The organism is Corynebacterium sp. AOP40-4SA-5 (assembly GCF_052377355.1).
In the GTDB taxonomy this organism is placed as follows: Bacteria; Actinomycetota; Actinomycetes; order Mycobacteriales; family Mycobacteriaceae; genus Corynebacterium.
Genome location: NZ_JBQSWS010000024.1, coordinates 1 through 14,347, shown reverse-complemented (window position 1 = coordinate 14,347; position 14,347 = coordinate 1). Strand labels below are relative to the sequence as shown.

Genomic DNA, 14,347 nt, shown 5'->3' with positions numbered 1-14,347 from the left:
CAAATGTGAGGTGTTGGTGAGACCGTGACCCTGATCGTCGTTCCTGTGGTGCTTGCCATAGCTCTCGCACTGACCCCGGTCCTGGTCAAGACACTCGACCGCAACGCAGGCTGGCCACTGGCCGCCGTGTTCCTCGGGTTGGCCGCCTACGTACTCTCCTACGCCGGGGACATCCTCGACGGACAGGACGCCGTCTTCTCGGCGACCTGGGTCCGCGACGTCCTGCCCGGCGTGGACGGCAGCGGGACGGACCTCGAGTTCGCCCTGCGCATGGACCCCCTGGGCATGTTCTTCACCCTGCTCGCACTCCTGATCGGTTCAGCGGTGTTCGCCTACTCCTCGCGGTACCTGCACCGCGGGGAGCACATCATGAACTTCTACGTCCTGATGACGGCGTTCATGGTGTCGGTCGTCGTCCTGTTCCTCGCCGACGACGTCTCCGTGCTGTTCATCGGCTGGGAGCTCGTCTCGCTGGCGTCCTTCTTCCTCATCGCCCGCGCCGGCCACACCGGTGAGCCCGGTGCCGTGCGTACCCTGATCCTCACCTTCACCGGCGGGCTCAGCCTGCTGGTCGGCCTGGGTGTCGCCGTCGCCGCCACCGGGACGTCGAACATCTCCGGCATCATCAACAGCGACGTCTGGGGGCAGGACGCCTCGGTGACCGTCATCGTCGCCGTGCTCATCGCGCTCGCCGGGTTCTCCAAGGCCGCCCAGCTGCCCTTCCACGTGTGGTTGCCGGAGGCCATGGCCGCGGCGACCCCGGTCTCCGCGTTCCTGCACGCCGCCGCCGTCGTCAAGGCCGGCATCTACCTGCTGCTCCGTTTCTCCGGCATCTTCTCCGACGTGCTGGTCTGGAACCTGATGCTGATCATCTCGGGTATGGCCACCGCGGTCATGGCCGCGGTCTTCGCCTACCAGCAGACGGACCTGAAGCGGCTCACCGCCTACTCCACGGTCTCCCAGCTGGGCTGGATCGTGGCGACGATCGGTATCGGCACCCCGTTCGCCCTGGCTGCGGCCGTCCTGCACACCGCGGCACACGCGATGTTCAAGTCCTCGCTGTTCATGGTCATCGGCGTCATCGACCACCAGAACGGCTCCCGCGACATCCGCGAGCTCGGCTCGATCTGGCGTCGCATGCCCGCCACGTTCACCGCCGCCGCGATCGCCGCGGCGAGCATGGCCGGCATCCCGCCGTTGCTCGGATTCGTGTCCAAGGAGGGCATGCTCGAGTCCTTCACCGAGTCCCCGCTGCTGCCGGGCTGGGAGATCGTGATGCTCATCGCCGCCGGTGTCGGCGCCGTCGCCACCTTCATGTACTCCGCGAAGTACCTCATCGGTGCCTTCATCGACACCGGCTCGGCCGTCGACACCGCCGAGGTCGTCCCTGTCGACGAGGTGAAGGAGGCACCGGCGTCCTTCTGGCTGCCGGCCGCGATCCCCGGTGTGCTGTCCCTGCCGGTCGTACTCTTCCTGTCGCTGTTCGACGCCCCGATGGACGCCATCGTCGGTTCCATCGGCTCCGGCGACCCGCACTCGCACCTCGCGCTGTGGCACGGCCCGGGCATCCCGCTCTACATCACCATCGCCGTCATCGTGGTCGGCTGCATCCTCGTGGCCATGCGCCACCGCGCCTTCACCGACTGGATGGAGGACCACCGGCTCTTCCCCTTCACCGGGAACGAGCTCATCGCCTTCACACTGCGCATGGCCAGCCGGTGGGGCCGCCTGGTCAGCCGCCTGGGCAACGCCCTGAGCCCGAACAGCCACCTGCTGTGGATCTTCGTGATGCTCCTGGTGCTCGGCACCGCGGCGTTCTTCGGCCCCGGCGGGCTGGAGAACCTCGGCGCCCTGCAGCCGCGGGTCTCCGGCATCGACAACATCACCGACATCGCCGGACTGCTCATCATGCTCCTCGTGACCATGGCGATCATCTCCACCCGCTCGCGGATGGGGTCCGTGGTCCTGGTCGGCGTGGCCGGTGCCGGTGTCTCCTGGATCATGCTGACCCTGGGTGCCCCGGACGTGGCGATGACCAACCTCATGGTCGAGTTCATCGTCACCGTGTTCCTCATGCTCGTCGTCCGCCACCAGCCGAGGCTCTACCTCAAGGAGGGTGAGAACCGCACGAAGTTCGCGGTCACCCTCGCAACGATCGTCGGCCTGGTCGTCTTCGTGGGTGTCTGGCTGCTCATCGGCCGTCACCCGCGGCCCGAGCTGGCCCAGTGGTACATCACCGAGTCCCCGGACGTGTCCGGCGCCAACAACATCGTGGCCGCGATCCTCGTGGAGTTCCGTGCACTCGATACGCTCGGCGAGCTGTCCGTGCTGGGCATGGCCGGAATCGTCATCGCGGCGATCGTCGCCTCGGTGCCGAAGTCCCCGGTCCCCGGTTACGGTCCCGGCTCCACCGCCGAGCTCTTCCGCAAGGAGGGGTCCACCAAGTTCCCCGACGTGCACAAGATCCCGGAGCTCGCGCCCTTCTACTCGAAGTACCTGCGCAGCACCCACCTGAACTCCATCCTGGGCCGCAACGTGGTCTGGCCGTTCCTCGCCGTCCTCGTGGTCTACTCCGCGGTGACGCTGTACCGCGGTCACCAGGCACCCGGCGGTGGCTTCCTCGCCGCCCTGATGCTCGCCCTCGGCCTGGTGTTCTGGTACCTGGTGCAGCCGAACGCGAAGAAGATCGGGAAGGCCGACCTCGGCTACCAGCTCGTCGGCGGCGGCATCGTCCTGGCACTGGTCACCGGACTCTTCGGCTTCTTTGAGGGCAGCTTCCTCGCACCGATCCACTTCTACATCGGTTCGGAACACTTCAGCTCCTCGCTCTTCTTCGACGGCGGCGTGTACCTCGCGGTCATCGGCATCGTGGTCATCGTCCTCAACTCGCTCGGCGGACGCGACCGGCCCGGTGCCGAGCCCGGCAAGCTCACCAAGGCCAGTCCGGTGGAGTCCTCAAAGATGATGGCCCAGCGCCCTGAGCTCCAGGCCCTCGCCGGCTCGAAGGTCGCGGTCACCGCCGGTGGTTCAGCGGTCCCGTTGAACCCCTCGGCCGTCGCCGAGGAGCAACGCCGGAACAAACAGAAACACCCGGACGAGGCGGACCCCGCCCCGAAGTCCGACAAGACAGGCAAGACAGACAAGACAGACAAGACAGACAAGAACGAGAAGAAGGACGGTGACGACCAATGATCATCGCGGCCATCATCGCCCTGCTCGTCGCGGCCGGCGTCTACATGGTGATGCAGCGCGGCATGGTCCGCGTCATCATCGGCACCACGCTGATGAGCCACGGGGTCAACCTGCTGCTGCTCGCCGCAGGCATCGGGGCCTGGCGCTCCGACCCGCTGGCAGACCGGACGCTGCCCGCGGAGTCCGCCGACCCGCTCCCCCAGGCCTTCGTCCTCACCGCCATCGTCATCTCGATGGCGACCACCGCCGTCCTGCTCGCCCTCGCGGCCCTCGGCCGTGACGACGACACCCGCTCCGGCGAGGACGTCCAGCGCGCCCGCCGCGAATTCCGCGCCCTGGACACCGTGGGCCAGCGTTCCGCCCACCGCATCGACGAACACTCCGCACAGGCCAAGCGCCGGCGCGACCGAGAGGTGGACTACTGATGAACCCGGACACCCTCGGCCCGCTCCTCGCACTCTTCATCGTCGTCCCGCTGATGTCCTCGGGCATCGCCGCGGCGCTGCCCTGGAGCCTGCCCCGGCGGGCCCTCGGCCTGATCGTCCCCTTCGCCGGCATCGTCGGCGGCGTCCTGCTGCTGACCCAGGTTGCCGGCGGCGGTGAGACCACCGTCGTCGCCGACAACGTCGGCGACTTCATCGGCGGCGTCTCGATCCCGCTGGCGGCCGACACGCTCTCCGCGGTGATGATCGTGGCCACCTCCGTGGTCGCCTTCACCGCCAACTGGTTCGCCGAGGCCGTCGGCGAGTCTCAGGCACGGTTCTACCCGGCGATGACGTTGATGCTGCTGGCCGGCGTGTGGGGTGCTTTCCTCACCGCCGACCTGTTCAACCTCTTCGTGTTCATCGAGGTCATGCTGATGCCGTCCTTCGGCCTGCTGGCCATGACCGGCACCTGGGCGCGCCTCGCCGCAGGACGCACCTTCGTACTGGTCAACCTGGTGACCTCGCTGACCCTGCTCTCCGGTGTCGCCCTGGTGTACGCGGTGGTCGGCACCACCAACATCGCCGCCCTCGCCGGAGCCGCGGGTGAACGTGCCTCCGGCGGGTTCGCCGAGGGCATCTACGGCACCCAGTGGCAGCTCTGGCTCGCCCTGGGCATCGTGCTGATCGCCCTGGCCGTGAAGGCCGGTGCCGCCCCGGTGCACACCTGGCTCCCCCGCGCCTACGGATCGACCTCCCCGTCGGTGATGGCCCTGTTCTCCGGGCTGCACACCAAGGTCGGCGTGTACGCCATCCTGCGCATCTTCATGACCATCTTCGAGGGTGACCAACGCTGGGCGCTGACCATCCTGGTCTTCGCCGTGATCGGCATGATGATCGGCGGGTTCGCCGCCCTCGGCGAGACCACCCTGCGCGGGGTCATCTCCTACCAGATGGTCAACGGCATCCCGTTCATCCTCGTCGCACTGGCCTTCCTCGGCGGCAACGCCGAGCTGATGCTCTCCGCGGCGATCTTCTACATGCTGCACCACATGATCACCGCAGGTGCGCTGATCATGGCCGCCGGTGCGGTGGAGGAGACCTACGGCACCGGGCGGCTGCGCCGGCTGTCCGGCCTGATGCGTCGCGACCCGATGATCTCCGTGGTCTTCGCCGCCGCCGCGATGTCGCTGATCGGCTTCCCGCCGTTCTCCGGCCTGTGGGGCAAGCTCATGCTGATCTTCGCCATGGTCCGCGACTCCGGGCCGATGGTCTGGGTCGGTGTCGGCGCGGTCGTCGTCGCCTCCATCGGCGCCCTGCTCAGCATGCTGCACGTCTGGCGCAAGTGCTTCTGGGGCAAGCCGATGGACAAGCAGGACATGGACCCCAGCCTGGCGGTCAGCGTGCGGCTCACCCTGCCGAGCGCGGCGATGATGGTCATCAGCATCGCCATGTTCCTCGGCATCGGCGCGATCACCCAGGTCACCGGCGACGCCGCGGCGTCGCTGACGGACACCACGGACTACGTCCACGCCATCCTCGGTGACCCGGACGAGGCCGTCGGGGTCGTCCTGCCCTCCGAGGAGTACGGCCTGGCGCACACCGAATCCGCAGCGGAAGGAACCCGGTGATGGAAAAGAAGAACATCTTCCAGCAGATCGGCCACTGGACGTCCTACTCGGTCTGGCTCGCGGGCCAGATCGTGAAGGAGTCCACCATCATGGCCTACGACACCTTCACCACCGGTCGTCACATCGCGCCCGTGATGATCTACTACCCGCTGCGCCTGACCAGTGAACGTGACATCGCGATCTTCATCGCCTCGATCACCATGACGCCGGGCACCCTGGCCCTCGGGGTCACCGGCCCCAAGGAGGTCGACGAAGACGCCAACGCCAGCAAGCGCAACCTCAGCGACGTGAGCTCCGTGGCCACCTCGGAGTTCCGTACCCACGGTCTCACCCGTGTGCAGCGTTTCCTCGCCGTGCACGCCATGTACGGTGCCGACCCGCAGGAGCTGCTGCACTCGCTGGCGGTGATGGAGGCGAAGATCTCCCCCTCCGTGCGCAAGCGCAAGATCGAGTTCGACGTGGAGCACCTCGTGGAGCGCGGCGTGCCCGGGCCCCGCGGCTACCGCGGCAACCGCGGTGGTCGTGCCAGCGAGGACGGCGTCTTCGACATCGAGAAGGTCGACTCCACCCCGCACGCCGCCGCCTTCGTCGCGGCGATCATGCGCCAGGACGACAACCTCGACGTCAACGACTTCGACAACCTCTCCCGCGAGGAACGCGAGAAGATCGCCAAGACCCACGCGAGGAAGGCCGCCGAGGAGAAGCGCCGTCGGATCGAGGACGAGGAGAAGCGCCGTCGGCGCAAGCTCGCCGAAGAACTCAGCCCGCCGGCCCTCGACCTCGACGACGCCGACGACGACGCCAAGGACTCCGAGGGCGGCATCGACCCCGCACGGGTCGCCCCGTCCCAGGACGGCGGCATCTCCGCCATGTCCGAGGCGCACGACCAGTCCCCCACCGCCGACGGCACGAAGGCCTCCCGCAGTGGCCGCCGCACCTCCCCCATCGCCTCGCTGGTGAACGCCCTGGAGGTTCGTTCCCGCCTGCCGCAGCCGAACCTGGACCTCAGCGGTCGCCGGGGTCTTCCCGGAACACCGCTGTCCCGGCTCCGCGGTCGGCACGGAAGTCCCGCCACCGGTCAGGAACCCCACACCGGTGACCAGGACACCCCACCCGCCGACGGTGACAAGAGAGAGGACGACTCGAAGTGACACCGACACAATTCCTGTGGATCTTCGCCGGGGTCTCCGCGGTGATCATCGCCGCGGCCATGGCCCTCGTTCTGTGGCGGACCGTATCCACCCGTAACGACGCCCGCCGTGCCGTGTTGGCCGACATGGTCTTCTTGACCATCATCGCCGGCTTCCTCGTCTACAGCCTGTTCTACAGTTCGTCGATCACCTACGACGTCGTCCTGCTCGCCGGGCTGGGAGGCGCGATCAGTACCATGGCCTTCGCGCGGATCATCACCCGCGGACGCAGGTAGGAGAAATGATGCTCACACAGACACAGTCCACCGTCGACCTGCTCGCCGCCGAGGCCGGGGTGGTCCAGGAGACGAGCGAGATCGGCTGGATCCCGGCGATCATCGTCAGCGTCCTGGCCGTCATCGGCTCGCTCTACGTCCTGGTCTCGGCCGTGGCGATGTACCTCGCCCCGGACGCGCTGAGCCAGGTCAACATGATCGGTCCCGCGCTCGGCATGGGGTTGCCGCTCCTCGTGGCAGCTGACTTCGTCCACTCCTGGGCGACCGAGGGCTTCGTGGTCGGCTACCTGGTCAGGGGGATCGTCGCCGTCCTCGCACTACTCATCGTCCAGGCCGTGGGATCCTACGTGATGGGCCGTGCCCTGCACGCCACACTGTGGGACCACACCGTCCCCCTGTCCGGTGGCGAGAGGGCCAAGGAGACGAGCTGACCGTCACACGTGGGGGGCGACGGTCTCCGCGAGGTACCGGGAACCCGCGGTCGAGGGGTGGAACATCATCATGTACCCGGGGGTCGTGGTGTCGATGATGCCGGCGACGTAGCGCTCGGTGTCGGTGGCACAGCTGTCGTGGCCACGGGCACCGTCGATGACCTCGACGTAGGTGGCCCCGATGTCGGCCGCGGCGGTCTTCTGGTTCTCACGGTTCCAGTTCTCCACGTCACGCAGCAGCGGGATGGGCAGCCCGGCCGGCATGTTGGGGACCACGTTCAGCGGGCAGTACATCATGGTGTCGCGGTCCACGGTGGGCAGGGTGCCGGGCACCACGATCGAGGCCCCCGGGGCCACCGAGCGGATCCGCGCCGCGGCGGAAGCCATGTTCGAGCGGTAGCTGGCGGCCACGTTGACCGGATCAATCAGCCCCGTGCCGTTCTCGGCGTAGCCGAACGGCCCGAAGTCGTTCATGCCGACGGCGAGGACCACGGTGGAGTCGTTGTTCAGCACACCGGCGTTGATCGCCTGGTTGATGCGGGTGATCATCGACCCGGAGCTGATCCCCGAGCAGGAGTAGTCGTCGACCGTCCGTCCCGTGACCTGGCTGAGCTGCCGGGGGAAGTTCTGCGGGGACTGCAGGCAGCCCGCGGTCTGCGGGTAGTCGTCCGCCCAGTCGCCGATGGGCCCCGGAACGCCGTGCAGCGTGTTGCGCACCTGGTCGGGTTTTGCGGCGAAGGAGTCGCCGAAGGCGACGATGTTTCCGGTGCCCGGCGGCCGCGTGGGCGGCCGGGGCGAGCGTGGCGCCCAGGCCCAGTGAGGCGAGCAGGGCGGTGCCAGCCGCCAGGACGCGGGACGTCAGCCGACCACGTCGGGACGTCCTGCGCGGACCGGTAGGGGTACTGGATGGTGTGGTGGCGGGCATGGGTGAACTCCTCTTGGTGTGGCGCCTGCAGTCATGTACAGGGTATATGGATGCAGAAACCACACTAATGGCAGAAGCTTGCCCGCTCCAGTTCAGCCCACCCTCAGCATGTTCAGCTGTTCTTGAGCTCCGTGTAGATCTCCTTCACACGGTCGCGCAGGTTCTCGTCGACCCGGCCCCAGTAGGTCCAGCACTGGCCCTCGACCTGCTCGGAGACGCCCTGCATCGCCCCGGCGATGTTGCCGGCGAGACGCTCACGGGCGGCGTCGTCCAGCACCTCGCGCACGAGGTTGCCGGCCTGGCCGAAGTCGTCGTCCTCCGGGTGGCGCACGTAGGCGCCACGGGTGAGGTCGCCGCCGTAGTTGTCGTCGAAGAGGCCGAGGTCGTCGGCCGGGCCGGTGGCGGACTCCTGGCCGCGACCGAAACCGTAGGACGACTCCCCCGGCGCCACGCCCTTCTCCACCACGCCGGATCCGTCGGAGACGTCGTCGGTGCCCTCACCGCGCTCGAAGCGGTTCGGCGAGTACACCGGCGTGCCGTCGGCGGGGAACTCGTAGGCCGCCGCGCCGTCCTTCATGGTGTAGAAGTTGCGCTCCTCGACGACCGGACGGTTCACCGGCAGCTGCGGGTAGTTCGCGCCCAGGCGGTAGCGCTGGGTGTCGGCGTAGGCGAAGGCGCGCGCCATCAGCATCTTGTCCGGGGAGAACCCGATCCCGGGGACGATGTTGGACGGTGCGAACGCGGCCTGCTCGATCTGCGCGAAGAAGTTCTGCGGGTTGGCGTTCAGGGTGTAGTGCCCCACGTCGATCAGCGGGTAGTCCTTCTGCGACCAGGTCTTGGTCAGGTCGAAGGGGTTGTAGCGGTAGCCCTCGGCCTCATCGAGCGGCATGATCTGCACCTTGACGTCCCAGGTGGGGTACTCGCCACGCTCGATGGCGTCGTAGAGGTCGGCGCGGGAGTGGTCGAAGTCGCCGGAGCCGACGACCTTGCTGGCCTCGTCGTCGGTGAAGAACTCCCAGCCCTGCCGGGTCTTGAAGTGGTACTTCACCCAGAAGCGCTCGCCGGCGGCGTTGATCCACTGGTAGGTGTGCGAGCTGAAGCCGTCCATGTGGCGGAAGTCCTTCGGGATCCCGCGGTCGCCCATGAGGTAGGTGACCTGGTGGGCGGACTCGGGGCTGCGGGTCCAGAAGTCCCACTGCATGTCCGCGCTGCGCAGCCCGTTGGTCAGGCGCTTCTGGGAGCGGATGAAGTCGGGGAACTTCATGCCGTCGCGCAGGAAGAACACCGGGGTGTTGTTGCCCACGATGTCGTAGTTGCCGTCGCGGGTGTAGAACTTCAGCGAGTATCCGCGCACGTCACGCACCGTGTCGGGGAAGCCCTGCTCGCCGGCGACGGTGGAGAAGCGGGCGAGCATCGGGGTGACCCGGCCCTTCTGGAAGAGGTCGGCCTTGGTGTAGCGCGACACGTCCTCGGTGACGGTCAGTTCGCCGAAGGCACCGGAGCCCTTGGCGTGCACGTTGCGCTCCGGGATGCGCTCGCGGTTGAAGTGGGCGTGCTTCTCGACGAGGTGGACGTCGGTCAGGGCGATGGGGCCCTGCTCGCCGACGGTCACGGAGTGCTCCTCGGTGGTGACCGGGGAGCCGTTGGCGTTGGTCGAGTGCCCGGAGTACGGGCAGACGCCGCGGTGGGCGATGTCCTTCGAGCTCGTGTGCTTGTCCGTGCTCATGAGTGTTCCCTCCTGGGTGCTGCCGTGTCGTGCACGCGTCGCGCACGTGTCAGTCGTGGTCGACGGTCGAGCTCCCGGAGGGTCCTGTCCGTGATGGTCGGTCACGGGGATGGTTCGCAGGCCCTGTCGGGGGCGTCCTGCCGCCTGGTTCCCGTTATACACTCCACCTCGATGCCTCGCACTATCAATCCTGACGGATTTAATGGGTATATTTATGACTTGTGGTGTGGCCGGTCACCGGCCGGTCCTGCTAGAATTCTCTACCGTGCGAAGAAGTTCAGCCCAGTCGGCCCGCGACACTTCCGCCGTGTCCGAGTCGGACCGCGCGGTCACCGACCTCGCCCTGCGTGCCGCCGGTGGCGACCGGCGGGCCCTCAACGACTTCATCGAGGCCACCCACGCCGACGTCTGGCGTCTGCTGGCCCACCTGGCGGACGCCGACCGCGCCGACGACCTCACCCAGGAGACCTACCTGCGCGCGCTCAGCGGCCTGCCTCGGTTCGCCGCCCGCTCGTCGGCCCGCACGTGGCTGCTGGCGCTGGCCCGGCACACCTGGGTCGACAGCGTGCGCCACGACATGGCCCGTCCCCGCCGCTCCGCCGAGCAGTGGGAGGACGCCACCGAGCTGACCACCTCCCCGGACACCACCGGCGGGCAGACGTGGGCGGAGCTGGTGGATGCCCGGGCGATGCTGGACAACCTCGCCCCGGACCGTCGTGAGGCGTTGATCCTCACCCAGATCCTGGGGCACACCTACGCCGAGGCCGCGGACATCTGCAGCGTGCGTGTGGGGACGATCCGGTCGCGCGTGGCGCGGGCGCGTGCGGACCTGCTCGCCGCGTCCGGCCGCGACACCGGCGACACAGATCCCGGACCGGTCCTACACTGGGGTTCGTGACCCACCTCCACCACCAGCATCTCCGGTTCCCACGTCAGGACGTCTGGGACTGGCACACCCGCCCGGGCGCGGTGACGCGTCTGACCCCGGGCTTCTCCCGCATCCGTGTCGCCGCCGAGGCGGACTCCCTGTGCGACGGGACCACCCTGCTCTCCCTGCCCGGCCGCGTGCCGGGCCTGCGGATCTGGGAGGCCCGTCACGTGCCGGGCGAATTCAGGGACGGCCACGCCTTCACCGACGAGTGCGTGAGCACCCCGTTGCGCCAGCTCACCGGCTGGCGCCACAACCACACCCTGCGCGAGGACGGGGCCATCGGGTCGGCGGGCACCGTGCTCACCGACTCCGTGCAGGCCAACGCCCCTGCTGCACTGCTGGACCGGGTGTTCACCTACCGCCACCGCCAGCTCGCCGACGACCTGGCACACCGCGCCCGCGTGGGTTCGGCGGAGGTGACCGGCCACCACACCGTGGCGGTCACCGGGGCGACCGGGTTGGTCGGCACCCGCTTGGTCGCACTGCTGCGCAATCTCGGGCATACGGTCATCCCACTGTCGCGCTCGCGGATGCCGCATGAACCGCACGCCCGGATCTGGGACCCGGACTCCCCCGCCAGCGGCCTGCTCGACGGGGTGGACACCGTCGTCCACCTCGCCGGAGCTCCCATCGCCGGACGGTTCACCGAGAAGCACAAGGCGGCCGTGCGCGATTCGCGGATCGGCCCCACCCGTCGACTCGCCGAGCTCGCCGCCGCCACCGACGGGGTCGGCACCTTCATCGGTGCGTCCGCCGTGGGGTTCTACGGCCACAGCCGCGCCGGACGCGTCAACGAGCGTGCCGGTGCCGGCGAGGGCTTCCTCGCCGAGGTCGTCTCCGACTGGGAGGACGCCGCCTCCCCGGCGGCCGACGCCGGACGTCGCGTCGTCGCGGTGCGCACGGGCCTGGTGCTGGCGGGCGGTTCGCCGCTGCTCACCGCGCTGGCGGCGTCCTGCCGGGTCGGTGGTGGCGTGCTCGGCTCGGGCCGGCAGCACTTCCCGTGGATCTCGGTGGACGACCTGGTGGACGTCTACGTCCGTGCCGTGGTGGACGACACCCTGACCGGGGCGGTCAACGGCGTGGGGCCGCAGATGGTCACGAACGCGGAGTTCACCGCGACCCTGTCCGGCCTGCAACGAGTGCGCGTCCCGCTGTCCCTGCCGGTGCCGGCGGCCGCCCCGGCGATGCTGCTGGGCGTGCAGGGGGCCGAGGAGCTCGCCCTCGCCGACCAGAACGTCTCGCCCCGGGTGCTCGAGGACCTCGGGCACGTGTTCCGCCACACCACCCTGCGCAGTGCCCTGATCCACGAGTTGGGACTACCCGGCGAGTAGAATCGCGGGCATGGCTGAGTCTGGCATGTCTGACACCACCGCCCGCAGGGCACTGCTCGTCCTCTCCTTCGGAGGACCCGAGAAAGAGGAGGACGTGGTCCCGTTCCTCGAGAACGTGACCCGCGGCAGGGGTATCCCCCGCGAGCGTCTCGCCGAGGTCGGTGAGCACTACTACCGTTTCGGCGGCAAGAGCCCCATCAACGACCAGAACCTGGAGATCATCGACCACCTGCGCACCGAGATCGACGCACGTGGCCTGGATCTCCCCGTCTACTTCGGCAACCGTAACTGGGAGCCCTACGTGGAGGACACCACCAGGCAGATGGTGGCCGACGGCATCACCGAGGTCGTGGTCTTCGCGACGTCGGCCTGGGGCGGCTACTCCGGCGACATCCAGTACCGCGAGGACATCGAGCGGGCGCTGCAGTCCTGCCGGGACGCGGGCCTGACCCCGCCGACGATGACGAAGATCCGCCCCTTCCACGACCACCCGCTGTTCCTGTCCTCCTTCGCGCGCCTGGTGGACGCCGCCCGGCAGGAGCTTCCCGCCGACGTGCGGGAGGACGCCCGCCTGCTGTTCACCGCGCACTCCGTGCCGGTGTCGGCGGACGAGACGGCCTCCTCGGACTCCACGCACCGCTACTCCGGGCAGGTGCTCACCGCCGCCCGCGAGGTCCGCGAGCTGACGAGCTTCGCCTCCGACGGGGAGGACGGCACGGACGTGGAGCTGGTGTGGCAGTCGCGCTCCGGCCCGCCGCACATCCCGTGGCTGGACCCCGACATCTGCGACCACCTCGAGGAGACCGTCGGTGCCGGCGACCGGCGACCGATCGTGCTGGTGCCGATCGGCTTCATCTCCGACCACATGGAGGTGATGTGGGACCTCGACAACGAGGCCGCCGAGACCGCCGCCGAACTGGGGATCACGATGGTCCGCGCCGCCACGCCGGGCCCGACCCCTGAGTTCACCGAGATGATCCTGGACCTGGTCCCGGACCAGGTGAACTAGCGGACTAGCGGGCTAACGCAGCTCGTCGCGGGTTTCCTCCCAGAACTCCTCGGCGTCGAAGTCCTCGGCGGAGAAGTCGATGTCGTCGTCGCCGTCGAGCTCCTGGACGACGTCCTCGGTGACGTCGTCGCGGAGCTGACCGGCGCTCACACTGGACTCCTTGAAGGACTTCTCCAGCGTGGCCCAGTCCTTGCGGGTGAACTTCCCCTTCGGGTCCACGAGCCGCAGGATCAGTGTGCGGATGCGGTCGCGGCGCAGGACCTCGCGCCCGATGCGCTTCCGGCCGTTGACCACCCACGTGCCCAGCAGCACGGCGACGAGGGCGATGCCGAGCCAGCCGAGGATCGGGAAGACCTTGTTGACCAGCAGGGCGAAGTCGAAGAAACTCAGGGCGAAGGCGGCGAGCGTGAGCACCACGAACACCGGACGGTAGCCGGTGGCGCGGTTCACGGTGAGCCGCTTGCCCAACGAGTAGAGCACGCCGAGGGTGGTGCTGAAGATCATCAGGTAGGTCGCCACGGACGCCACGATGCCGATGCCGGGGCTCATCTGGTTGATCAGCTCGAGGGTGGGCAGGGCCTTGTCGGCGACGTCGGTGATGCGGAACAGCAGGGCGACGGTGATCAGCAGCAGGATGCCGGCGAACAGCGAGCCGCCGATGAACCCGCCCCACCCGGCGGTGCGGGTGTTCCAGTTGCTGCCGCCGATGAGGATGGCCATGGAGATGCCGCTGAACATCGCCAGGCCCACGTAGTTGAGGGTGGCGAGCAGCCAGCCGGAGACCGGGGAGTCGACGTTGGCCACGGCGTAGTCGCTGACGGCCTGCAGTGACTCCGGCGGGGACGACACGGCGTAGATGCCCGCGGCGATGAGCAGCAGGATCATCACCGGGGTGATCATGGCGATGACCTGGGTGACCCGGTCGACGTCGAGCATGCCGGTGATGAGCACGAGGGCGGCCATCAGTGCGGAGCCGACCCACAACGGCAGCCCGAACTGCTGGTTGAGGTTGGAGCCGGCACCGGCCATCATCACGAAGCCGATGCAGAACTGGGCGATGGACAGCGAGTAGTCCAGGAACACCGCCACCGGCTTCGAGGTGACCCCGGTGAAGACCTTCTCGTGGGACCGCGCCCGGAAGTAGCTGCCGTACTGCAGGATGACCATGGCGGTGATCGGCATGAGGACCACCACGACCGCCGCGCCGGCGATGCCCCAGAATCCGTAGGACGCGTAGTACTGCAGCATCTCCTGCCCGGAGGCGAAGCCTGCGCCCACGGTCACACCGAAGTACGCCAGCGCGATGACGAGTGCTTTCTTCAC

At 68.4% G+C, this 14,347-nt stretch carries 12 protein-coding genes; 9 read left to right on the top strand and 3 right to left on the bottom strand.

Annotated elements, in window-relative coordinates; all coding sequences use genetic code 11:
- Positions 1–24: 24 nt before the first annotated feature.
- Genes ACT3S3_RS12760 through ACT3S3_RS12735 form a run of 6 tightly spaced genes read left to right on the top strand, consistent with a single transcriptional unit; the run spans position 25 to position 7,102 of the window.
- Positions 25–3,192 (top strand): DUF4040 family protein, encoded by a 3,168-nt coding sequence (locus ACT3S3_RS12760; protein WP_441582491.1) that lies wholly within the window; start codon positions 25–27, stop codon positions 3,190–3,192.
- Complete coding sequence (locus ACT3S3_RS12755) at positions 3,189–3,617, top strand: sodium:proton antiporter (RefSeq protein WP_301443685.1); 429 nt, start codon at positions 3,189–3,191, stop codon at positions 3,615–3,617. The genes ACT3S3_RS12760 and ACT3S3_RS12755 overlap by 4 nt, the downstream gene beginning before the upstream one ends.
- Positions 3,617–5,245: a monovalent cation/H+ antiporter subunit D family protein gene (locus ACT3S3_RS12750; RefSeq protein ID WP_441582492.1), complete on the top strand. Its 1,629-nt coding sequence runs from the start codon at positions 3,617–3,619 to the stop codon at positions 5,243–5,245. The genes ACT3S3_RS12755 and ACT3S3_RS12750 overlap by 1 nt, the downstream gene beginning before the upstream one ends.
- On the top strand, positions 5,245–6,396 hold the full coding sequence (locus ACT3S3_RS12745) for a Na+/H+ antiporter subunit E (protein ID WP_444626868.1): 1,152 nt from the start codon (positions 5,245–5,247) through the stop codon (positions 6,394–6,396). The genes ACT3S3_RS12750 and ACT3S3_RS12745 overlap by 1 nt, the downstream gene beginning before the upstream one ends.
- Complete coding sequence (locus tag ACT3S3_RS12740) at positions 6,393–6,671, top strand: monovalent cation/H+ antiporter complex subunit F (RefSeq protein ID WP_301443011.1); 279 nt, start codon at positions 6,393–6,395, stop codon at positions 6,669–6,671. Before ACT3S3_RS12745 ends, ACT3S3_RS12740 begins: the two co-directional genes overlap by 4 nt.
- A 5-nt stretch (positions 6,672–6,676) precedes the next feature.
- On the top strand, positions 6,677–7,102 hold the full coding sequence (locus tag ACT3S3_RS12735) for a Na+/H+ antiporter subunit G (RefSeq protein ID WP_301443010.1): 426 nt from the start codon (positions 6,677–6,679) through the stop codon (positions 7,100–7,102).
- Between the two features lie 3 nt (positions 7,103–7,105).
- On the opposite strand, the gene ACT3S3_RS12730 is transcribed toward ACT3S3_RS12735, so the two are convergent.
- Together ACT3S3_RS12730 and ACT3S3_RS12725 are read right to left on the bottom strand one after the other, a co-directional pair.
- Positions 7,106–7,861, bottom strand: a complete 756-nt coding sequence (locus ACT3S3_RS12730; protein WP_444626908.1) for a GDSL-type esterase/lipase family protein — start codon at positions 7,859–7,861, stop codon at positions 7,106–7,108.
- Between the two features lie 278 nt (positions 7,862–8,139).
- On the bottom strand, positions 8,140–9,753 hold the full coding sequence (locus ACT3S3_RS12725; protein WP_301443008.1) for a catalase: 1,614 nt from the start codon (positions 9,751–9,753) through the stop codon (positions 8,140–8,142).
- Between the two features lie 265 nt (positions 9,754–10,018).
- Between ACT3S3_RS12725 and ACT3S3_RS12720 the strand changes: the two genes are divergently transcribed.
- From ACT3S3_RS12720 to ACT3S3_RS12710, 3 genes are read left to right on the top strand one after another with little or no spacing between them, the layout of a single operon-like run.
- Positions 10,019–10,651, top strand: a complete 633-nt coding sequence (locus ACT3S3_RS12720; RefSeq protein ID WP_441582494.1) for an RNA polymerase sigma factor — start codon at positions 10,019–10,021, stop codon at positions 10,649–10,651.
- On the top strand, positions 10,648–12,015 hold the full coding sequence (locus ACT3S3_RS12715) for a TIGR01777 family oxidoreductase (protein ID WP_301443006.1): 1,368 nt from the start codon (positions 10,648–10,650) through the stop codon (positions 12,013–12,015). The genes ACT3S3_RS12720 and ACT3S3_RS12715 overlap by 4 nt, the downstream gene beginning before the upstream one ends.
- Before the next feature lie 10 nt (positions 12,016–12,025).
- The gene (locus ACT3S3_RS12710) at positions 12,026–13,024 is read left to right on the top strand and encodes a ferrochelatase (RefSeq protein ID WP_441582495.1); all 999 of its coding nucleotides are present in this window, start codon (positions 12,026–12,028) and stop codon (positions 13,022–13,024) included.
- Positions 13,025–13,036: 12 nt separating this feature from the next.
- Here ACT3S3_RS12710 and ACT3S3_RS12705 read toward each other — a convergent pair.
- A partial coding sequence (locus ACT3S3_RS12705) for a YkvI family membrane protein (RefSeq protein ID WP_444626864.1) occupies positions 13,037–14,347 on the bottom strand: 1,311 nt, incomplete at its 5' end.

Bases quoted from the DNA above. Each gene is read 5' to 3' on its own strand.
- ACT3S3_RS12755 (WP_301443685.1), top strand. From the start codon at position 3,189: ATGATCATCGCGGCCATCATCGCCCTGCTCGTCGCGGCCGGCGTCTAC.
- ACT3S3_RS12750 (WP_441582492.1), top strand. From the start codon at position 3,617: ATGAACCCGGACACCCTCGGCCCGCTCCTCGCACTCTTCATCGTCGTC.
- ACT3S3_RS12745 (WP_444626868.1), top strand. From the start codon at position 5,245: ATGGAAAAGAAGAACATCTTCCAGCAGATCGGCCACTGGACGTCCTAC.
- ACT3S3_RS12735 (WP_301443010.1), top strand. From the start codon at position 6,677: ATGATGCTCACACAGACACAGTCCACCGTCGACCTGCTCGCCGCCGAG.
- ACT3S3_RS12725 (WP_301443008.1), bottom strand. From the start codon at position 9,753: ATGAGCACGGACAAGCACACGAGCTCGAAGGACATCGCCCACCGCGGC.
- ACT3S3_RS12710 (WP_441582495.1), top strand. From the start codon at position 12,026: ATGGCTGAGTCTGGCATGTCTGACACCACCGCCCGCAGGGCACTGCTC.